Below are 19,412 nucleotides of genomic sequence, written 5' to 3'. Positions count from 1 at the left end.
GGGTGGCGGCCGGTTACTCGAGGGTCCTCTACCAGGTTAACCGGATCTCTCCCGCGGGCACGATCGCCGACCCATGATGCGGGAGATCCGTCATGTCAGGAGAGAGCCTGGCCATCGAGGTCAGCGACCTCACCAAGACCTATCCGAACGGCGTGCGCGCCGTGAACGGAGTCACCTTCTCGGTGCCGTCCGGTACCGTCTTCGGCCTGCTCGGCCCCAACGGGGCGGGCAAGTCCACCACCATCAAGGTCCTCACCACCCTCACCCGGCCCGACTCGGGCTCCGCGCGGGTGGCGGGGTTCGACGTCCTGTCCGACGCGGCGCAGGTGCGCCGGCACATCGGCTGCGTCGCGCAGAACTCCGGCGTCGACCCGGCCGCCACCGGCCGGGAGAACCTGGTGCTGCAGGGGCGGCTGTACGGGCTCGGCGGCGGCGTGCTCCGCGAGCGCGTCGACGGCCTGCTGGAGCGCTTCGGCCTGACCGGCGTCGCCGGGCGCCTGGTCAAGACCTACTCCGGCGGCATGCGCCGCAAGCTCGACGTGGCCATGGGGCTGGTGCAGGAGCCGCGCGTGCTGTTCCTGGACGAGCCCACGACCGGCCTCGACCCGGAGGCCCGCGCCGAGCTGTGGAAGGAGATCGCCGGGATGGCGGCCACCGGCATCACCGTCGTCCTCACCACCCACTACCTGGAGGAGGCCGACGAACTGGCCGACACCCTCGCCATCCTGGACGAGGGCAAGGTCGTCGCGTACGGCACCCCGGAGAACCTCAAGAAGGCCCTGCACGGCGACTCGGTCCAGGTCCTGCTGAACGAGCCGCCGGAGGAGGCGGCGGTCAAGACGGCACTGTCCAACGTGGCGGGCGTCCACGACGTCGTCGTGCACGGCCGCGAGGTCGGCGCGCGCGTCGACGCCGGCGCCGACAGCGCGCCCGCGCTGCTGTCGGCGCTGGAGGGGGCCGGGCTGCGGGTGGCCTCGGTGACGCTCTCGGCGCCCACCCTCGACGAGGTGTACCTCCGGCACGCCGGCCGCACCTTCCGCAGCGTCCAGGAAGGAACCATCCGATGACCGCCGCGGTGATGCAGTCGTACCACATGACGGTGCGCGACCTGCGGGCCTTCGTCCGCCAGCCGTTCTACCTGGTCGCCACGCTCGTCCAGCCGGTGATCTGGCTGCTGCTCTTCGGCAAGCTCTTCGCCCCCCTCATGGAGGACACCCACACCACCGACTCCTACATCGGCTTCCTCACCCCGGGCATCATCGCGATGACCGCGCTGTTCGCCAGCGGGTGGAGCGGGATGGTCTTCGTCGTGGAGATGGAGCAGGGCACGCTCAACCGGTTCCTGGTCACCCCGGTCCGGCGCGGCGCGCTCATCACCGGGCGGCTGATCCACCAGGCGCTGTCGGTGGTCCTGCAGGGCCTGATCATCCTGGCCATCGCGCTCGCCACCGGGGCGCGCTTCCCCGGCGGCGTGCCGATCATGGTGGTGTTCCTGGTGTGCGTGGCGCTGATCGCGGTGGCGTTCGCCTCGCTGTCCAACGCCCTCGGCCTGGTGACCCGCAGCCAGGAGTCGGTGATCTCCATCGCGCAGTTCCTCGTGCTGCCGCTGGCGTTCCTGTCCTCGACGTTCGTCCCGCGCCGGCTGATGCCGGACTGGATGAGCACGATCGCCGGCGGCAACCCGGTGAACTGGCTCGTCGAGATCGGCCGGCAGACCCTCGCCGACGGCGTCGACTGGTCCTTCGTGCTGACCCGCGGCGCGGGGCTGCTGGCCGTCGCGCTCGGCTGCGCCTGGCTGTCGACCCTGGCGTTCCGCGTCTACCAGAAGCAGGTCTGACCCCCGGCTCCGCCCCCCGCCGACCGGACCCCGGATCCCGGGCCGCCGCCTCCCCCCTTGCAGCGGTCCGGGGTCCGGCCCGGCGCAGGTCAGGCCGCCGCGGCGGTCTTCTCCGGCTCCGGGACGGGTGCGCGCTGCTCCTCCTCCAGCCGCTTCGGGAGGGCCGCCGAGTACAGCGGCAGCGCCGCCGCGGTCGTGAGGACCGCCACCAGCACCAGCATGCTGAACACCTCCCGGGTGATGATGCCCTGCGCCAGCCCGATGTTGATGAAGATGAGGATCATCAGGCCGCGGGCGTTCATCAGCCCTCCCACCGCGTACGACTCGCGGGGCGTGAACCCCAGCGTCCGCATCGCCAGCGCGCAGCCGAAGTACTTGCCGGCGAAGGCCGCGGCCAGGATCGCCAGGAAGGACAGCAGCATCGTGCCGCCGCCCAGCCCGCCCAGCTGCGTGTTCAGCCCGGAGAAGGTGAAGAACACCGGCAGCAGCAGGACCGACACCATGTTCATCATGCGGTCGTGGACGAGCCGCCGGAACGCGGCGTCGCGCGGCATCGCCAGCCCGGCGATGAAGCCGCCGAACACCGAGTAGATGCCGATCCAGTCGGTCAGCCAGCCCGCGACGAGCGGCACCAGCAGCACGAGGTAGGTGTGCCCGAGGTTCAGGTCGCCGGCGCGCGCGACGGCCCGGCCCAGCGGGCGCAGCAGCGGGCGGACCACGCCGAGCGCCACGGCCACGAAGACCAGCGACAGCAGGATCGTGCGCACCGCCGGGCCGGTGCCGCCGCCGAGGTGCACCGCGCTCAGCACCGCCAGCAGGCACCACGCCGCCGCGTCGTCGATCGAGGCGGCGAGCAGCGACAGCCGGCCGAGCCGCGAGTTCTCCAGGCCGCGCTCGTAGAGGATGCGGGCGAGCATCGGGAAGGCGGTCAGCGACAGCGCGCCGCCGACGAACACCGCGAACAGCCACCGGCCGACGTCGTCGCGGGACAGCTGCGACCACAGCGCGAACCCGACGGCGCCGCCGAGGAGCAGCGCGGGGACGATCCCGGAGATGGCCAGGACGACCGGCCGGTGCAGCCCGCCGCGCTCCCCGCCGGCGCCGTGGTCGAGGCCCGCGCCCACCAGGAACATGTACAGGGTCAGCCCGATCGTGCTGATCACGTAGAGGATCGGGGTGACGTGGTGCGGGAAGACGGCCGCCTGGGCGTCGGGGAACAGCCAGCCGAACAGCGTCGGGCCGAGCAGCACCCCGGCCACCATCTCGCCGAGCACCCGCGGCTGCCACACCCAGCGCGCCAGCCATCCGCAGAGGCCGGACGCGATGAGGATGACGATCAGTGCCGGGAGGACGTCGAGGACGAGTTCGAGGTTCGCGTCGGTGGTGGCGCTCGCGAGAATGTGGGCTTCCATGTCTCCCTCCACCGCGGCCCTCCGGGCCGCTTCGCCGGTCGTTTCCTCCGCCGATCCTGTGAAGGGACGCTGGTGGCGGGCTCGCGGTGGAGTGGGAATCCGCTGGTGCCGGGCGGCGTGCGGCCCCGGGGGCCAGCGGCTTTATCCGCGCTTGATCCTGCGTTGCCGGTGGACGCCCGCGTCGTGCAGCTCGACCCGGCCGCGCGCCATGATGACGATGTCGTCGAACAGGTCGAGCGCGTCCTCCCGATGGGTGACGGCGACCGTCGTCCGCCCGCGCCGGGCCCGCAGCACGCCGGCGAGGACGGCGCGCCCGGTCGCCGCGTCCAGCGCCTCGGTGGGCTCGTCGAGCAGCAGGACCTCCGGGTCGGCGAGCAGCGCGCGGGCCAGCAGCAGGCGCTGCCGCTGCCCGCCCGACAGGCCCCGGCCGCCCGCGCCGACGGGCGTGGACAGGCCCTGGGGGAGGGCGTCCAGCCAGCCGGTGAGGTGCACCCGGTCCAGGACGGCGCGAAGCTCGGCGTCCTCCGCGTCCGGTTTCGCCATCCGCAGGTTGACCCGCACCGTGGCCGCGAACAGGTGCGCGTCCTGGTACAGGCCGCGCGCCGGCCGCAGCAGCGCGAGGCCCTCGCCGGGCTGGACGAGCCCGGCGAGCAGCGCCAGCAGCGTCGACTTGCCGGCGCCGCTCTCGCCGAGCACCGCGACCGAGCGTCCCGGGGCCAGGTCGAGGTCGACGCCGTCCAGCGCCGGGACGTCCCCGTACCGCACCCGGACGCCGCGCAGTGCGACGCGTCCGGGCACGGCCGGGCGGTGCGGCCGCTCGTCGGGCGGGAGCGCGGCGTCCGCCCGGATCAGCCGCCGCACCCGCGCCGCCGCCGGACGCAGCGCGACGTAGAGCTGCGCTGCCGGGATCGCGGGCTGGACCGCGTCCAGCGCGGCGAGCGCGGTCAGCACGAGCACCGCGCTGGTCACCGCGCCCGTCCCGGCCGCCGTCCAGGCGACGCCGAGCGCGGTCAGCCCCTGGACGGCCGCGCCGGCCGCCAGCGCCGCGGCGGACACCGAGCCGCCGGCGCGCTCCACCCGCGCGAGCCGCGCCGCCTGGCGTTCCGCGGCGGCCGTCGCGAAGTCCAGCGCGCCGAACGCCAGCAGGTCGGCGCGTCCCTCGGTGAGGTCCAGGACCCGCGCCGTCAGCTCGGCCCGCGCGTCGGCCAGCCGCGCGCCGAGCCTGCGAGCGGCTGCGGCGGCTCCCGCCGGGACGGCCGCGCCCGCCGCCAGCATGCCGCCGGCCACGATCGCGCCGGACGCGGGGTGCAGTGCCCAGCAGAACGCGGCCGCCGCCGCGCCGGCGACCCCGGCGATGATCGCGGGCAGTGCGCAGCGGAGCCGCAGGTCCTGGCCGGCGTCCAGGTCGGCGACCATGTGCGTGAGCGCGTCCGCGTCGCGGGACCCGGCGCCGGGGAGAGGGCCGCGGGCCAGCGCGCGGTACAGCCGCACCCGCTGCCGGGCCGCCCGGCCGAGCGCGGCGTCGTGCCCGGCCAGCCGCTCCAGGTAGCCGAAGAGGCCCCGCGCGGACGCGAACGCCCGCACCGCCGCGATCGCCAGGCCCAGCGCGGCCAGGTCCGGCCGCTCGGCGCCGGCGCGGGCGATCAGCCAGGCGGCGGAGGCGGTCAGGCCCAGCGCGCACAGCCGCGCCGCGACCCCCGCCAGGACGGCCCACGCGGTCACCGGCGCACCTCCTCGACGACGCGTCCCTCGCTCAGCCGGACCACCCGGTCGGCGGCGCCCAGCAGCGCGGGCCGGTGCGCGACGAGGACCGCGGTCCGGTCCCGCAGCAGCCGCCGCGCCGCGTGGACGACGGCCTGCTCGCTGCCCGGGTCGAGCCGCGCGGTGGGCTCGTCCAGCAGCAGGACGGGCGCGTCGCGCAGGTAGGCGCGGGCCAGCGCGATCCGCTGCCGCTGCCCGGCCGACAGCCCGGCGCCGCGCTCGCCGAGCAGCGTGGCGTCGCCGTCGGGCAGCGCGTCCACGAAGTCCCGCGCGTGCGCGTCGGCCAGCGCGCGGCGCACCGCCGCGTCCGGCGCCGCCGGCATGCCCAGCCGGACGTTCCCCGCCACCGAGTCGGCGAACAGGTGCGGGGCCTGCGGCACCCAGGCGACCTGTCGCCGCCACGCGGCGAGGTCGAGGTCGCGCAGGTCGGTCCCGCCGACCAGGACGCGGCCCTCGTCGGGCTCGGCCAGGCCGAGCAGGACCGCCAGCAGCGTCGACTTGCCCGCGCCGCTCGGCCCGGTCAGCGCCACCACCTCGCCCCGCCGGATCACCAGCGACACCCGGTCGAGCGCGGGCCGGTCGCCGTAGCGGACGCTGACGTCCTCCAGCCGGATGTCGCCGCGCGGCGGCGCGGCGCGACCGGTGGGCTCGGGTTCGGCGCGGCCGAGCACGCGGGCGGTCTCCGCCGCGACCGCCATGCCCTCCGCGGCTGCGTGGAACCGGCCGCCGAGCGCGCGCAGCGGCAGGAAGACCTCGGGCGTGAGCAGCAGGACGAGCAGCGCCGTCCGGTAGCCGATGCCGCCGTCCAGCAGCCGCAGCCCGACCGGGACGGCGACGAGCGCGACCGACAGCGTCGCCACCAGGTCCAGCACGAGCGCCGACAGGAACGCCGTGCGCAGCACGCGCCGGGTGGCGCGCCGGTGCGCGTCCGCCATCCGCCGCACCTCGCCCTCCTGGTGGCCGGCCCGGCCGAACGCGCGCAGCGTCGGCAGGCCCGCGAGGACCTCGCGGAAGTGGCCGCCGAGGCGGTTCAACCGCTCCCACTGCACGCGGGTGGCCACGCGTGTGTGCCGGCCGACGAGGACGCCGAAGACCGGGACGAGCGGCAGCGTGACCAGCACCGTCAGCCCGGACGCCGTGTCGGCGGCCAGCAGCCGCGCCAGCACCAGCGGCGGCACGACGGCGGCCGTGGCGAGCTGCGGCAGGTAGCCGGTCACGTACGGGTCGAGCGCGTCCAGGCCCCGGACGATCAGCGTGGTGCCGCCGCGCGCGTGCAGCAGGTCCGCGCGCAGCCCGTCCTTGAGCCGCGCGGCGGCGCGGTGGACGGCGTTCCCAGTCGCCCAGGACACCGCCGCGCGCAGCGCGACGACCGCGGCGAGCCACGGCAGCGGGCCCGGGGCCGGCGGCGCGAGCGCCCGGACCAGCAACTCCGCCTGGACCACCACCAGGACTCCCTGAACGACCGCCGGCGGCGCGAGGGTGCGGAGCAGCCGCCGGCGGTCGAGTCCGGGGAGGTCGGGCGCGGTCACGGCCGCGCCCTCACAGGTAGCTTGGCGCGGTCACCCGGTGGCGGAAGATCCACCACGTCCAGAGCTGGGCGGCGACGAGGACGGGCAGGAGCAGGGCGGTCGATCCGGCCACGAACTCCGCCGACTCCGTCACCGAGTCGCGCAGCGGGAGCCGCGCGCCCAGCGCCAGCGGGATCGCGGTCATGCCGACCGAGGTGAGCGCCAGCGTGGCCCACTCCCCGGACGGGCCGGTGACCGTCCGGGCGCGCTCGTACGGGGCGCCGCGCAGCCGGAGCGAGGCGAACGCCAGGCCGTGCAGCGCGAACAGCGCCCACGCGGCCCCGACGCCGATCAGCGGGACGAGCGAGGTCGCCGGTTCGAGCCGGTAGAGCAGCACCGAGCCGACGATCCAGCCCCACGCGCCGGTGACCGTCCAGCTCCCGGCGGTGATGGCGCCGTCCCAGAGCAGCCGCCAGCCGGGCGCGTCCACCCGGCCGCGCAGCCACAAGCCCACGTCCCGGACGACCCATCCGGCGAGCAGCGCGGCGACGGTGCCGAACAGCGCGCCGAACAGCGCGCCCTCCAGTTCGTGGAACAGGCCGACGAGCAGCCCGGCGGTGAGGACCAGCCAGATCTCGTTGGCGAGGAAGAACGGCGCGAACGCGGCGATCACCAGCCGGCGCTCGGCCGGGTCGCGGCCGAGGAAGAACAGCATCATGCCGGTGCCGAGGTCGGTGCCCGCCAGCACGAAGTAGCCGACGGCTGCGAAGGCCAGCAGGCCGATGGCGAGGACGTCCATGAGAGTTCCCTGTCAGCGTGGGGCGGCGTCAGAAGTTCGGCAGGGGCTCGGGGTCCGCGGCCGAGTCGGCGGGCATGCCCAGCGTCGACCCGTCGGGGCCGCGCCGGGCGAACCGGCCGAGCAGCCAGGCGTCCAGCGCGATCAGCACGGCGAACAGCGCGGTGAACCCGATCAGCGTGAGCCGCATGCTCCCGGCCGACGCCGACGGGGCCAGCGCGTCCTCGGTGCGCAGGACCTGGTTGATCGTCCACGGCTGCCGGCCGACCTCGCGGAACACCCAGCCGGCGATCACCGCGGCGAACGGCAGCACGACGGACCAGGTCAGCACCCGCAGCCAGGCGCGCATCAGGATCCCGCCCCGGCTCGTGTAGGCCAGGACGAGCCCCACCGAGGCGAGGATGAAGAGCACCGTGCCGAGGATCATCATCAGGCCGAGCGGCAGGTCGATCCAGCCCGGCGGGCTGTAGTCGCCGGGGCCGAGCCGGGCGGCGAGCTCGGCCTGCAGCCGCGCCTGCTCGGCGGGGTCGCCCTGGCTGACCGCGAACTTCATCGGCAGATGGTCGGCGACCACCGCGAACTGGTTGAACCCGGCGCCGAGCGTGAGCAGCGAGGCGGGCAGCGCCGCGATCATCCCGAGCCGCAGCGACCGGCGGAACACCTCCCGGTCGGCGGTGCCGCGCCGCAGGTGGAAGGCGCTGACCCCGGCGAGGAAGAAGCCGCCGGTCAGCAGGGCCGCGCCGATCACGTGCAGCAGCGCGATGAGCGCGTCCGGGTTGGCCAGCATGGCGGCGCGGTCGACCAGCACCATCCGGTCCCCGCGCCGCTCCGCGCCGACCGGGTTCTGCAGCCAGCCGTTGGCGGCGATGATCCAGTACGCCGAGACGTAGGCGGTGAGCGCCACGATCCACAGCACCGCCAGGTGCGCCCACCGGTTGATCCGGCCCCAGCCGAAGATCCACAGCCCGAGGAAGGTGGACTCGATGAAGAACGCGACGATCGTCTCCATCGCCAGCGGGGCACCGAAGACGTCCCCGGCGAACGTGGTCAGCCCGCTCCAGTTCAGCCCGAACTGGAACTCCATCACCAGGCCGGTGACGATCCCCATGCCGTAGTTGATCACGTAGAGCTGGCCCCAGAACCGGGTCATCCGCCAGTGCGTCTCGCTCCCGGACACGGTCGCGCGCGTCTGGACGGCCGCCAGCAGCGGCGCCAGCCCGAGCGTCAGCGCGACGAACAGGAAGTGCGCGCCGGCGGTGATCGCGAACTGGAGCCGGGCGAGGTCGAGCGTCTCGGCGTCCATGCCGGGATCCTCACCGAGCCGGGCCCGCGCTGTCGTCGGCCTGTGGTCGACACCGCGATGTCGACCACGGGAGACATGACGCGAAAATAGTAGCCATGTATATTGTTCCGGATGAGGCTCCACCGTCCGCCGGCGGGCCTGCTCCCGGACGCGGCGATCGGCGCCGCCACCCTGGTCCTCGTGCTCGGGTCCGCGTTCACCCGCGACGGGCCCGCGCCGCTCCCCGGCCAGCTGGCCGCCGCCGTCGCCGCGTGCGCCGCGCTCACGCTGCGCCGCCGCCACCCGGTGAGCGTCCTCGTGCTGACGCTGCTGCTGACCTCGCTGTCGGGCGCGCTCGGCGCGTCGGGCGGCCCCGTCTTCGTCGCCTACATCGTCGCGCTCTACACCACCGCGGCCGAGGGGCGGCTGCCCGCGGCGATCGTCCTCGCCGTCATCGCCGTCCTCGGCGTGATCCTGCACGGGGCGCAGGGGCAGGGGGAGAGCGCCGTCCTGGTGGCCGGATGGCTGGTGGCGGTGCTCGCGGTCGGCGGGGTGACCTGGAACCGCCGCGCCTACCTGGCCGAGGTGGAGCACCGGGTCACCGAGGCCGAGCGCGGCCGGGAGGCCGACGGCCGCAGGCGCGTCACCGAGGAGCGGATGCGCATCGCCCGCGAGCTGCACGACGTCCTCGCGCACAACATCTCGATGATCAACGTCCGGGCGGGCGCGGCGCTGTTCCAGCTCACCGGCGGCCCCCGCCGCGACGATCCCGGGCTGCGCGCCGAACTGGCCGACGCCCTCACCGTGATCCGGGACGCGGGGCTGGACGCGAGCCGCGAACTGCGCGCCACGCTCGGCGTGCTGCGGCACGCCGACGAGGCCGGCCCGACCGCGGCCGGCTCGACCGCGCCCGCCCCGGGCCTCGCCCGCCTGCCCGAGCTGGTGGACACCGCCGGACGCGCGGGGCTCCGGGTCCGCACGACCGTCGAGGGCGCGGGGCCGCGCGTCCCCGCCGAGGTCGACCTGGCCGCGTTCCGCATCGTCCAGGAGGCGCTGACCAACGTCGCCCGCCACGCGCGCACCGAGGAGGCCACCGTCCGCATCCGCGTCGACGCGGGCGACCTGCACATCCGCGTCGAGAACACCGGCGCCGCACCGGGCGGCGGCGCCGGCTACGGCATCCAGGGCATGCGCGAACGCGCCACCGCCCTCGGCGGCGAACTGCACGCGGGCCCCTGCGGCGATGGCGCCTTCCGTGTCCTCGCCCGGCTGCCGCTCCGGGAGCACGCGTGATCAGCGTCCTGCTGGCCGACGACCAGACCCTCGTCCGGGTCGGGTTCCGCTCGATCCTGGAGGGACAGCCCGGCATCGCCGTCGCGGGGGAGGCGGGCGACGGCGCCGACGCCGTCCGGCAGTGCGGCGCGCTGCGTCCCGACGTCGTCCTCATGGACGTCCGGATGCCCGACCTCGACGGCATCGAGGCCACCCGCCGCCTGGCCGCCGACCCCGCGCACGCCGGCCTGAAGGTCATCATCCTGACCACCTACGAGCTGGACGAGTACATCTACGGCGCCCTGCGCGCGGGGGCCAGCGGCTTCCTGCTCAAGGACATCGACCCGGCCGAGCTGATCCGCGCCGTGCGGGTGGTGGCGCAGGGCGACGCGCTGGTGGCCCCGTCCGTCACCCGCCGCCTGATCGCAGAACTGGCCGGCCGCGTGGACCCCCAGGCCGCCGCCCCCGCCCTGGACGCGCTGACCGTCCGCGAACGCGAGGTCCTCACCCTGGTCGCCGACGGCCTCTCCAACACCGAGATCGCCGCCCGCCTGTTCGTCACCCCCACGACCGCGAAGACCTACGTCAGCCGCATCATGCAGAAACTGGCCGCCCGCGACCGGGCCCAACTGGTCATCATCGCCTACGAAGCCGGCATCGTGACCCCCCGCCGCCTCCTCCGCTGACCACCGGAGAACAGGGGTCCCGGTGGTCGCGCGCTGGCCGGCGTCGGCGTGCTGGATCAGCCCCCGGCGCTGACACCGGCGCGAGCTTCGGTCGTGGAGCGGATTCCAGCGGCCCCGGGGTACCCGATGGCGTCCCAGACCGGCGAGGTCCCGGTCGGGCCCGGGGCGAGCAGGTACGAGGTGGTGGCGATGCTGCGCAGAGCCTGGAACAGCACGCGCTTGCGTTCTGAGGACGAATCGCCCAGCTTCAGCAGCAGCCGTTCCCGGTCGGCGGCGAGTCCCTCGGCGATGGCCACGGCGCCGAGCGCGGCGGCGGACGGAATGCCCGCGCCGTCACCGGGGGCGAAGGTCTCGCAGATCGTGGTGAGCGCCGCCCGCTGGCGAGCGTTGAGGGTCATGTCAGCGTTCCTTGTCTCCGAAGTAGACCCGCTGGACCTGGTCCCGGTCCTCCCGCAGATCGGCCGCGGGGCCGGTGAGCACCACCCGGCCGTGGTGGAGCACGACGGCCTCGTCGGCGACGCCGAGCGCAGGACGCCGTTCGTGCAGAGCGCCGTGGTCTGCCACACCGCCCACAACGCCCGGCTCTCCGACATCAGCACCGAGGCGCGGGTCGGATCGGGGGCGCTTTACACCTACTACCGGTCCAAGCACGACCTGCTCTACGAGCTGATGAAGGGCATCTCCGCCGAACTGACCGGGATCGCGGCCGACCGCATCACCACCCAGCAGGACCCGCCGCATTCGGGAAGTCAACCGCGTCTACATCAACGCGTTCAGGCGCAACGCCCACGTCCTCCAGGCGGTCTACCAGGCGCGCGACGAGGACGAGCGGCTGAAGGCCCAGTGGGACGAGGTCGCCGACCATTTCCACAGCAGGGTCACCCGCGCCACACCGCGCACGCCCTGACCCTGATGGTCGAACGCGTGGTCATGGCCTGGTCCTACGAGGGCGTCGAATACGACGCGGAAGTGCTCATCGACACCCTCGACAAAATCTGGATCCGCTCCCTGGGCCTAACGCCCCCACCTCCGAATGACCCAAGCACCTCACACGCGGCGAGCAGTGTGGGCCTGGTGGACGTCCCCAATGGAAGGCAGGCGCCAAAAGGCCGTGCGAACAAGGATCGCAAGTGGGGGGTCTGGGGGGTGACCCCCGAATCGGGGGGCATGGGGGGGTCGTCCCCCCAAAAAGAACAAGGCACCCGGGAGCAAGAGGCCCCAAAGGGGCCTTGCGAACAGGGGTGCCCGAGTGCGCCGTCAGGGACTTGAACCCCGAACCCGCGGATTAAGAGTCCGCTGCTCTGCCAATTGAGCTAACGGCGCCTGTTCGTGTGGGGCCTCGGCCGGGGCCGGGGTCCCTTGCGACAGGAAGAACAGTACCAGGGGGCGGGGGCCTGTGCGAATCGGTTTAGTCCCGGGCGGGCAGGACGCTGACCATGCCGCGCCAGAGGGCGATGGCGGTGGCGCGGGAGCTGACGCCGAGCTTGGCGTAGATGCGGTTGACGTGGTTCTTCACGGTCTTCTCGGACAGGAAGAGCTGGCGGGCGATCTCGCCGTTGGAGCGGCCGGTGGCGATGAGGTCCATGACCTCCGACTCGCGGGCGGACAGGCCGAGGGTGGTGCGGGAGGCGTCGCGGACGCCGCGGATCAGGTCGCGGACGGTGAAGGAGCCGGGGACGAGGTGGCCGCAGGCGCCGGCGCGGAGGGCCGTCTCGGCGGCGGGCCGGTCGTCGGTGAGGAGGAAGACGCGGGAGGCGGCGCTGAGGGCCGCCGTGTGGGCCGCGGAGGGCGCGTCGAGCAGGACGATGTCGGGGCGCAGGCGCCCGGCGAGGGTGAGTGCGGTCTGGGGGTCGGGGGTGTCGGCGACGACCCGGAGTTCGTCGCCGGCGTCCAGGAGGGAGATCACGTCCGCGCGGACCCGGGGATCGGCGTTCACCACGAGGACGCGCAGTGGGGCCGTCTCGTCGACACTCATCCGTTGCCCTTGGCGTGTCGTTGACATGTATAGGGACGGAGCATAACCGGACGATCTTCGAGAGTCGATGGACCGCGCCGCACATGACGAAGGCCCCGGCCGATCGACCGGGGCCCCGCACTGGGGTGAGTGAGGGGACTTGAACCCCCGACATCTTGGACCACAACCAAGTGCTCTGCCAGCTGAGCTACACCCACCGCGGCCGGGATCGCTCCCGGCTCCCAGTAGTGTAGCGGCTTCGCGGGGGTGGGTCAGCCGGAGGCGACCTTGGCGGCGATGGAGCGGGCCGTGTCGGAGTCGGGGCCGGGCTGCGGGACGAAGACGGCGGCGCGGTAGTAGCGCAGTTCCTGGATGCTCTCGGTGATGTCGGCGAGGGCGCGGTGGCCGCCCTTCTTCTCCGGGCTGGCGAAGTACACCCGCGGGTACCAGCGGCGGGCCAGCTCTTTGATGGAGGAGACGTCCACCATGCGGTAGTGGAGGTGGGCGTCGAGGGCGGGCATGTCGCGGGCCAGGAAGGAGCGGTCGGTGGCGATGCTGTTGCCGCACAGGGGCGCCTTGTTGGCGTCCTTCACGTGGCCTCGGATGTAGCCGAGCACGATGTCCTCGGCCTCGGCGAGGGTGACGCCGGTCGGCAGGGCGTCCAGGAGGCCGGACGTGGTGTGCATGTCGCGAACGACTTTGGTCATCTGCGTCACGCTCTCGGGCGGCGGCTTGATGATGACGTCGACGCCGTCGTCGAGGATGTTCAACTCGCTGTCGGTGACCAGCGCGGCTATCTCGATGAGCGCGTCGTTGCGCAGGTCGAGTCCTGTCATCTCGCAGTCGATCCAGACCAGCCGCTCGTTCATGCATTCACCCTACGGCCATGGACGACTGCGCGGGGCGTTGGGCCGGATGGATTTAGGAGGTCACGCGCTGGGCGATATGCCCGGGAACGGGAATGCCGGGGCGGAGCAGCGGGTCGGGGTGCGGCGGGCCGAACGCCTGGTGGACGGGCAGGACACCGGCCCAGATGTCGAGGGCGTGGTCGGGTTCGTCGTCGCTGGGCGGGCCTTGGCGGAGCTTGACCGACGCCTCGGAGAGGGGAATCGCCAGAACGGCCGTTGCGGCGAGTTCCTTGCGGGTGGGGGCGCGCGTGGCGTCCCATTGCCCGGGGGCCAGTTGCTCGGTGATGGCCCGTAGTGCGGTGAGCTTCGCGTCGGTTTCCGTCACCAATTGGGGTCTCCCGTAGATGACGGCGCTTCGGTAGTTGACGGAGTGGTGGAACACCGATCGGGCCAGGACGATCCCGTCGAGATGGGTCACGGTGACGCAGACGTCCTGGGACGGCCCCGCCATGAGGCTGCTCGCACCGGTGGAGCCGTGGATGTAGAGGGTGTCGTCCAGGCGGCCGTATCCGGTGGGGAGGACGCGTGGTGAGCCGTTCACGATGATGCCGAGGTGGCAGATCAGGCCCGCGTCGAGGATGGCGTAGAGGGCGGAGCGGTCGGCTCCGGAACGCTCGGGGAGCCTGGTGAGGCGGGTGCGGTCGGTCGAGGAGAGTGCGTTCATACCGGTTTACGCTAGGAGGGAAGTGGCCTGGTCGGTATGGCCACTTGACGCGCATAGCCGGAGACCACTTTGTCGATCGATCTGCCCCTCGCCGTCGACCGGGGCGCCAAGGAGCCGATGAGCGCCCAGCTCGTCGGCCAGTTGCGGGACGCGATGGCGGAGGGGCGGCTCGCCGCGGGGGAGCGCCTCCCGTCCAGCAGGGCGCTGGGAAAGCTGCTGGGCGTCAGCCGGACGGTGGTGACCGAGGCCTACGAGCAGCTCTACGCCGAGGGGTGGCTCGAAGGGCGGCACGGGTCCGGCACGTACGTGACCGAAGGCGTCGCCGCCGCGCCTGTGCCGAGGCCGCAGGAACCGGTGACGAGACCAGCGCGGAGGACGGCGGCCCCACACGAGATCGACCTGAGGCCCGGCACCGCCTGGATCGGTGCCCTGGACACGCCCGCATGGCGCAGGGCATGGCGGCTCGCCGCCGGCATGCCCCCGCAGCAACGCCAGGACTCGCACGGTCTTCCCGGCCTGCGTGAGGCACTCGCGGGCTATATCAGGCGTAGCCGCGGTGTGAGCGTCCCTCTGGACGGACTCCTGGTGACACGTGGAGCAACGAACGGGCTCGATCTCCTTGCCGCGACCGCGCTTCGCCCAGGCGACCGCGTAGGGGTGGAGGATCCCGGCTACGGGAAGGCGCGCACCGTCCTGAGCGGACGTGGCGCGACGCTCGTGCCGTGCCCTGTCGACGAGCACGGCATCATCGCCGAGGCACTTCCCGACGACCTGCGCCTCGTCTACACGACGCCGTCGCACCAGTACCCGATGGGCGGGGTCCTGCCCGTCCCGCGCCGGCAGGCCCTGCTGGCGTGGGCGCGGCGCAACGGGGCCCTCATCGCCGAGGACGACTATGACGGCGAGTTCCGGTTCGACGTGGCACCCCTGCCCGCCCTGTACGGCCTCGACCCGGACGTGGTCGTCTATCTCGGCACGACCGCGAAGATCCTCACCACGGACATGGGCGTGGGGTGGCTCGCGGGGCGTCCCGACCTGGTGGGCGCGGTGGCGCTGCGCCGGGAACTGCTGAACGACCGCACCGCCGTCGTCCCGCAGGACGCGCTGCGCCTCCTCCTGGAACGCGGTGATCTCGACCGGTACGTCCGCCGGATGCGCGGCGAGTACGCGCGCCGCCGGGAGGTCGTGGTGCGGGCGCTGGACGGGCTCCGGCTGCGCGGCGACACCGCGGGCCTGCATCTGGTCGTGGACGTCCCGGAGCCCGAGGCGCGGCGCATCTCGGTCGAGGCGGGCGAACGCGGCGTCCTGGTGGAGACCCTGGAGCGCCACCACATGGGGCCGCGGCGCGCGTCCGGGCTGGTGATCGGCTACGGGTCCGCGGCGACCATGACCGAGCTGCGCAAGGGCTGCGAGGTCGTCCGGGACCTCGCCGGTTGAGCCCGGCCGCGTAGGCGGGTACGGGGTTGATCGGTCGGGTCTCGTCAGTTGGACATGGCGGACTGGCCGACCGGTACGGGCTCCGAGGCGGGCCGCAGCGGCGCCGGGGCGGGCGGCTCGGGCTGCGGCGGGCGGACGGGGTCGGGGGTGCGCGGGCGCGGCAGGAGCCGGGCCCCGCCGGGAGCGCTCGGCGCGCGCGGCTTCGGGATCGGCGCGACCGGGGTGTCGGGCCCGGTGATGCGCCGGATGTCGATGCCGCCGGGGTCGGGCCGGTCCAGCGTCGGCACCTGCGACGCGCCGTAGTGCCCGCCGCGCGCCCACTCCTTGCGGGTGCGGCTCGCGTGGTAGGACTGCGGCGACGGCAGCGGGGGGCCGGCCGGCCAGCGGCGCGCGACGCCCCACGCGTCCAGCCACTGGACGATGGCGTCGAGCCCGAGGAGCAGCGATCCGGTGAACGGGGTCCGGGACTGGCCGACCACCATGATCTGCGCGCAGACGCGGCCCTCCCGGCCGACGCGGTCGCCGAGCAGCCGGGCCGCGCGGGTGATCGGGAGGATCTGGACGATCTCGCCGGTGCCGGGATGCCACACCAGGTGCGGCGGCCGGTCCTCCTTGACGAGGTCGGCGGCCACCGAGCGCGCGGAGACGGCGCGCGGATCGTACTCTCCGGCGCACCAGACGGCACGGGGAGCACCTCCCCGCAACGCTCCTCCGTCCTGCTGTGCCGGCATGCGGCCGGCTCCCGGCAGCCATGCGTCTGCCACGGTGCGTCCCCCCCAATCGGGCGGTCTAGTCCCGAATGGTCTAGTCCTCTTCTCTTAGCCCAGCAGGACGCATAAGTCCAGCCTGCCGTCTCATGGGCCGGGTGACGGCTGCCGATACCCGTGCCAGGAGGGGCCCGGCGTGCTCGGGTGTCGTCGCAGAGGCGTACCCCGGGTGTTCAAAGATTCCACCTGGCATCAGGTTTTTCTCCGCGAGATCTGGGGACCCTCGGGGCCCGGCACCGTGCACGGCGGTGTTCCCGCAGGTCAGTGCGGATGCTGAAGGCCGGGTGAAGCCTTCCTGCAAGTCGGCCGGAAGTGGACGACAACGCATCGCGCGTATAAGCGTCCGCGCGCAGGTGAGGGCCCATGTACGGGGGTGGGGTTCACACCCCGGACCGAGCCACGTTCTAATAGGGCGTCATGACCGTTGACGCAGAACTTCCGGCCGGGGTCCCCGGCATCGACGTCCCCCGCCTGGCGTCCTGGCTGGCCCGTGAGCTGCCCGGTTCGGGACGGATCACCGCGATCGACCTCATCGCGGGCGGGCGTTCGAACCTGACGTACGGGATCACCCTGGACGGCGGCCGCCGCGTCGTGCTGCGCAGGCCGCCGCTCGGCCACGTCCTCCCGACGGCCCACGACATGGGCCGCGAGTACCGGGTGCTGTCCGCGCTCGGCGGCGGGACGGCCGTGCCGGTGCCGACGACGCTGGCGTTCTGCGACGACGAGGACGTCATCGGCGCCCGCTTCTACCTCATGGACTTCGTCGACGGCCGCGTCCTGCGCACCCGCGAGGACGCCGCGGACATGACCCCCGAGCAGGCGCGCGGCCTCTCCGGCGCGCTCGTGGAGGCGCTCGCGGCGATCCACACCGTGGACGTGGACGCCGTCGGGCTGGCCGACTTCGGCCGCCCGAACGGCTACATGGAGCGCCAGCTCAAGCGCTGGGGCAAGCAGTGGGACAGCTCGCAGGAGGCGATCAGGGCCACCGGGACCACCCGCGACCTGCCCGAGTACGACCGCCTCGTCGCGCGGCTCGCCGAACGGATGCCGGCGGACGCCCCCGCCCGCCTCGTCCACGGCGACTTCCGGCTCGACAACGCGCTCGCCCGGCTGGAGCCGCGCCCCGAGATCGCCGCCGTCGTCGACTGGGAGATGTCGACGCTGGGCGACCCGCTCTCCGACCTCGGGCTGACGCTCGTCTACTGGGCCGAGGCCGCCGACGCCGAAGAACTCCCCGTCGGCGCCACGATCACCTCGGCGCCCGGCTTCTACACGCGCCGCGAGTTCACCGAGCGGTACGCCGCGCTGACCGGCTTCGACCTCGCCGACCTCGACTTCTACGTCGCGTTCGCGTGCTTCAAGCTCGCGGTCATCCTGGAGGGCATCCACGCCCGCTTCCTGCAGAACGCGACCGTGGGGGAGGGGTTCGAGCAGATCGGCGGCGGCGTCCCCGTCCTCCTGGACCGCGCCCACCGGACCCTGGACACCGGCTCCCTCTCCTAGCCCGCCCGCACTCCGCCGGACGGACGGTCCCGTCCGGCGGATCGAGCGGTCAGCAGATGTAGGACACCGAAGCGGACTGGCCGGGTGAGATCGACACGGACCCGGTCTGCTTGCCGAAACAGAAGCCGTCCGCCCGTGACACCGAAACCTGGGTGCTCTCCCCGGCGTCGAGGTGGCCGGAACCTTCGGCGCGGACGGGCCCGGACGTCCCAGTCACCCGCCAGTTCACCGGGCCGCCGACGGCGGTGATCCTGATCGCGCAGGAGTCCCTTCTCTCCATGTCGCATCCGCTCACGCTCAACCTGCCCGCCTTCGGGGGCCTCGGCGCCAGCGTCGTCGGCTGCGTCGGAGGCTTCGTCGTCGGGGTCTTCGACGGGCTCTTGGACGGCGACGGCGACTTCGACGGCGACTTCGACTGGGTCGGCGACGGCGAGGACACCGTGGGGGACGGTTCGGTCGGCGACGGCTCCGGCACGCCCGAGTCGCCCGGCGAGCCGCTGTCGCCGGGCACCGCCGGGCCGTTCGACGAGGCGTTCGTCCCGCTGCCGTTGTGCAGCCACGTCCAGCCGCCGACGAACAGCACGAGCAGGCCGACGGTCACGGCGACGGCCGCGAGCACCGGGCCGCGCCGCCGCGGCTCCCGGTCGCGGGCGCGCGGGGCGGCGGGCTGGTAGGGCAGCGGCCAGCCGTACTCGTCGAACGGCTCGGTCCAGGCGGCGATGGCGCGGCGGTTGCCCGCGCGGTCCTCGGCGGTCGCGGCGGTCAGCACGTCCAGCCGCAGCTCGGCGGGGATCGCCGCGATCGGCAGGACGGACAGCAGCCGGTCCGGGGGCAGCTCCGGCGTCTCCTGCACCTGGCAGATCGGGCAGCTCGCGACATGCCGGACGAGTGACGCCGACGTCTGCGGGGTCAGCGGCCACGACTCGGTGAGCGCCGCCACGCTGGGGCAGCTCTTCCAGTGGTTCTGCGCGATGAGGGCCGCGCGCAGCGAGGCGGCGAGGTCCTCGCGGGCCTTCTCGACCAGCGCGAGCGTCTCCTCCAGCGGGATCCCGAAGACGCCGCAGACGTCGACCTCGTCCAGCTCGTGCCGCACGGACAGGTCGATCGCCTCGCGCTGCCGGCCGTTGAGCGCGGCGAGCGCGCTGTGCGCGAGCAGCCGCCGCTCCTCGCGGCGGGCGAGCTGCTCGGGGGTCAGCTCGTCCTCGGCCTCCGGCGCCTCCTGCCCGGTGTGCCGGTTCGGGCTGTCGCGGCGCCGCATGCACTCCTTGCGGGCGATCGCGTAGAGCCAGCCGCGCAGCCGGTCCGGCTCGGTGAGCCGGTCCGCGTGCTCGCGGGCGGCGATGACGACGTTGCGCAGCGCGCCGGCCGCCTCCACCCGGTCGCGGAGCAGGCCGTGACAGTAGTCGTAGAGGAACGGCGCGTACGTGTCGTAGACCTCGGTCAGGGCGATGACGTCCCCGGCTCGCAGCGAGTCCGCCAGCCTCTGGTCGTCGTTCCGCCCGGGCCCTGGCTCACCGGCCACGGGAACCCTCCCAGTCGTATCTCGGTGGTGTTGTGATCGTGCCCCCGGCGAGCCCCGACGCCTGTCGGCCGACTCTGGTTGCCTGATCTTGCCACCAAGTTGC

Annotated in this window: 18 protein-coding genes and 2 tRNA genes; 6 read left to right on the top strand and 14 right to left on the bottom strand. The window is 73.7% G+C overall.

Annotated features, from left to right (window positions below):
• Positions 1–92: 92 nt before the first annotated feature.
• Positions 93–1,067, top strand: a complete 975-nt coding sequence (locus tag ABFX46_RS00260) for an ABC transporter ATP-binding protein (RefSeq protein WP_346039280.1) — start codon at positions 93–95, stop codon at positions 1,065–1,067.
• Entirely contained in the window at positions 1,064–1,837 is a 774-nt protein-coding gene (locus ABFX46_RS00255; protein ID WP_346039279.1) for an ABC transporter permease, read from the top strand. The genes ABFX46_RS00260 and ABFX46_RS00255 overlap by 4 nt, the downstream gene beginning before the upstream one ends.
• An 89-nt stretch (positions 1,838–1,926) precedes the next feature.
• On the opposite strand, the gene ABFX46_RS00250 is transcribed toward ABFX46_RS00255, so the two are convergent.
• The 5 genes from ABFX46_RS00250 to ABFX46_RS00230 all read right to left on the bottom strand — a co-directional run bounded on the left by ABFX46_RS00250 (position 1,927) and on the right by ABFX46_RS00230 (position 8,617).
• Positions 1,927–3,249 carry a cation:proton antiporter gene (locus ABFX46_RS00250; protein ID WP_346039278.1) on the bottom strand — a complete coding sequence of 441 codons (1,323 nt, stop codon included), beginning with the start codon at positions 3,247–3,249 and terminating at the stop codon, positions 1,927–1,929.
• A 141-nt stretch (positions 3,250–3,390) separates the two neighbouring features.
• The gene (gene cydC, locus ABFX46_RS00245) at positions 3,391–4,971 is read right to left on the bottom strand and encodes a thiol reductant ABC exporter subunit CydC (protein ID WP_346039277.1); all 1,581 of its coding nucleotides are present in this window, start codon (positions 4,969–4,971) and stop codon (positions 3,391–3,393) included.
• Positions 4,968–6,539: a thiol reductant ABC exporter subunit CydD gene (gene cydD / locus ABFX46_RS00240; protein WP_346039276.1), complete on the bottom strand. Its 1,572-nt coding sequence runs from the start codon at positions 6,537–6,539 to the stop codon at positions 4,968–4,970. Before cydD ends, cydC begins: the two co-directional genes overlap by 4 nt.
• Positions 6,540–6,549: 10 nt before the next feature.
• Positions 6,550–7,317: a cytochrome d ubiquinol oxidase subunit II gene (locus ABFX46_RS00235; RefSeq protein ID WP_346039275.1), complete on the bottom strand. Its 768-nt coding sequence runs from the start codon at positions 7,315–7,317 to the stop codon at positions 6,550–6,552.
• 28 nt (positions 7,318–7,345) lie between these two features.
• Complete coding sequence (locus ABFX46_RS00230; RefSeq protein ID WP_346039274.1) at positions 7,346–8,617, bottom strand: cytochrome ubiquinol oxidase subunit I; 1,272 nt, start codon at positions 8,615–8,617, stop codon at positions 7,346–7,348.
• A gap of 111 nt (positions 8,618–8,728) precedes the next feature.
• Here ABFX46_RS00230 and ABFX46_RS00225 point away from each other — a divergent pair, with 111 nt between their 5' ends.
• Positions 8,729–9,889 (top strand): sensor histidine kinase, encoded by a 1,161-nt coding sequence (locus ABFX46_RS00225; RefSeq protein WP_346039273.1) that lies wholly within the window; start codon positions 8,729–8,731, stop codon positions 9,887–9,889.
• Positions 9,886–10,554 carry a response regulator transcription factor gene (locus tag ABFX46_RS00220; protein WP_346039272.1) on the top strand — a complete coding sequence of 223 codons (669 nt, stop codon included), beginning with the start codon at positions 9,886–9,888 and terminating at the stop codon, positions 10,552–10,554. The genes ABFX46_RS00225 and ABFX46_RS00220 overlap by 4 nt, the downstream gene beginning before the upstream one ends.
• 56 nt (positions 10,555–10,610) lie before the next feature.
• Here the strand turns inward: ABFX46_RS00220 and ABFX46_RS00215 are convergent, their stop codons facing one another.
• From ABFX46_RS00215 to ABFX46_RS00185, 7 genes are all read right to left on the bottom strand, one after another.
• The gene (locus ABFX46_RS00215; RefSeq protein WP_346039271.1) at positions 10,611–10,952 is read right to left on the bottom strand and encodes a hypothetical protein; all 342 of its coding nucleotides are present in this window, start codon (positions 10,950–10,952) and stop codon (positions 10,611–10,613) included.
• 1 nt (position 10,953) lies between these two features.
• Positions 10,954–11,118 (bottom strand): hypothetical protein, encoded by a 165-nt coding sequence (locus tag ABFX46_RS00210; RefSeq protein WP_346039270.1) that lies wholly within the window; start codon positions 11,116–11,118, stop codon positions 10,954–10,956.
• 686 nt (positions 11,119–11,804) lie between these two features.
• Positions 11,805–11,877: transfer RNA gene (locus ABFX46_RS00205), tRNA-Lys, on the bottom strand.
• Between the two features lie 85 nt (positions 11,878–11,962).
• On the bottom strand, positions 11,963–12,529 hold the full coding sequence (locus tag ABFX46_RS00200; protein WP_346039269.1) for a response regulator transcription factor: 567 nt from the start codon (positions 12,527–12,529) through the stop codon (positions 11,963–11,965).
• 121 nt (positions 12,530–12,650) lie between these two features.
• Positions 12,651–12,726 (bottom strand) — tRNA-His (locus tag ABFX46_RS00195).
• Between the two features lie 54 nt (positions 12,727–12,780).
• On the bottom strand, positions 12,781–13,377 hold the full coding sequence (gene orn / locus ABFX46_RS00190) for an oligoribonuclease (RefSeq protein ID WP_163058926.1): 597 nt from the start codon (positions 13,375–13,377) through the stop codon (positions 12,781–12,783).
• Between the two features lie 52 nt (positions 13,378–13,429).
• Positions 13,430–14,080: a pyridoxamine 5'-phosphate oxidase family protein gene (locus tag ABFX46_RS00185; RefSeq protein WP_346039268.1), complete on the bottom strand. Its 651-nt coding sequence runs from the start codon at positions 14,078–14,080 to the stop codon at positions 13,430–13,432.
• A 69-nt stretch (positions 14,081–14,149) separates the two neighbouring features.
• Here ABFX46_RS00185 and pdxR point away from each other — a divergent pair, with 69 nt between their 5' ends.
• Positions 14,150–15,517 (top strand): MocR-like pyridoxine biosynthesis transcription factor PdxR, encoded by a 1,368-nt coding sequence (gene pdxR / locus ABFX46_RS00180; protein WP_346039267.1) that lies wholly within the window; start codon positions 14,150–14,152, stop codon positions 15,515–15,517.
• A 44-nt stretch (positions 15,518–15,561) separates the two neighbouring features.
• On the opposite strand, the gene ABFX46_RS00175 is transcribed toward pdxR, so the two are convergent.
• A complete protein-coding gene (locus tag ABFX46_RS00175) occupies positions 15,562–16,248 on the bottom strand; it encodes a hypothetical protein (RefSeq protein WP_346039266.1) in 687 nt (228 codons plus the stop codon).
• A 453-nt stretch (positions 16,249–16,701) separates the two neighbouring features.
• On the opposite strand from ABFX46_RS00175, the gene ABFX46_RS00170 reads away from it, so the two are divergent.
• Complete coding sequence (locus ABFX46_RS00170; RefSeq protein WP_346039265.1) at positions 16,702–17,787, top strand: phosphotransferase family protein; 1,086 nt, start codon at positions 16,702–16,704, stop codon at positions 17,785–17,787.
• Positions 17,788–17,836: 49 nt separating this feature from the next.
• Here ABFX46_RS00170 and ABFX46_RS00165 read toward each other — a convergent pair whose 3' ends face one another.
• Complete coding sequence (locus ABFX46_RS00165) at positions 17,837–19,309, bottom strand: RNA polymerase sigma factor (RefSeq protein WP_346039264.1); 1,473 nt, start codon at positions 19,307–19,309, stop codon at positions 17,837–17,839.
• Positions 19,310–19,412 lie beyond the last annotated feature (103 nt).

Source organism: Actinomadura chokoriensis (assembly GCF_039529475.1).
Lineage (GTDB): Bacteria > Actinomycetota > Actinomycetes > Streptosporangiales > Streptosporangiaceae > Spirillospora > Spirillospora bangladeshensis.
The sequence above is the reverse complement of the archived record's forward strand: the minus strand, read 5'-3'. Positions and strand labels throughout refer to the sequence as shown.

Bases quoted from the DNA above. Each gene is read 5' to 3' on its own strand.
- ABFX46_RS00260 (WP_346039280.1), top strand. From the start codon at position 93: ATGTCAGGAGAGAGCCTGGCCATCGAGGTCAGCGACCTCACCAAGACC.
- ABFX46_RS00255 (WP_346039279.1), top strand. From the start codon at position 1,064: ATGACCGCCGCGGTGATGCAGTCGTACCACATGACGGTGCGCGACCTG.
- ABFX46_RS00250 (WP_346039278.1), bottom strand. From the start codon at position 3,249: ATGGAAGCCCACATTCTCGCGAGCGCCACCACCGACGCGAACCTCGAA.
- ABFX46_RS00235 (WP_346039275.1), bottom strand. From the start codon at position 7,317: ATGGACGTCCTCGCCATCGGCCTGCTGGCCTTCGCAGCCGTCGGCTAC.
- ABFX46_RS00230 (WP_346039274.1), bottom strand. From the start codon at position 8,617: ATGGACGCCGAGACGCTCGACCTCGCCCGGCTCCAGTTCGCGATCACC.
- ABFX46_RS00225 (WP_346039273.1), top strand. From the start codon at position 8,729: ATGAGGCTCCACCGTCCGCCGGCGGGCCTGCTCCCGGACGCGGCGATC.
- ABFX46_RS00215 (WP_346039271.1), bottom strand. From the start codon at position 10,952: ATGACCCTCAACGCTCGCCAGCGGGCGGCGCTCACCACGATCTGCGAG.
- ABFX46_RS00200 (WP_346039269.1), bottom strand. From the start codon at position 12,529: ATGAGTGTCGACGAGACGGCCCCACTGCGCGTCCTCGTGGTGAACGCC.
- orn (WP_163058926.1), bottom strand. From the start codon at position 13,377: ATGAACGAGCGGCTGGTCTGGATCGACTGCGAGATGACAGGACTCGAC.
- ABFX46_RS00185 (WP_346039268.1), bottom strand. From the start codon at position 14,080: ATGAACGCACTCTCCTCGACCGACCGCACCCGCCTCACCAGGCTCCCC.
- ABFX46_RS00175 (WP_346039266.1), bottom strand. From the start codon at position 16,248: ATGCCGGCACAGCAGGACGGAGGAGCGTTGCGGGGAGGTGCTCCCCGT.
- ABFX46_RS00170 (WP_346039265.1), top strand. From the start codon at position 16,702: ATGACCGTTGACGCAGAACTTCCGGCCGGGGTCCCCGGCATCGACGTC.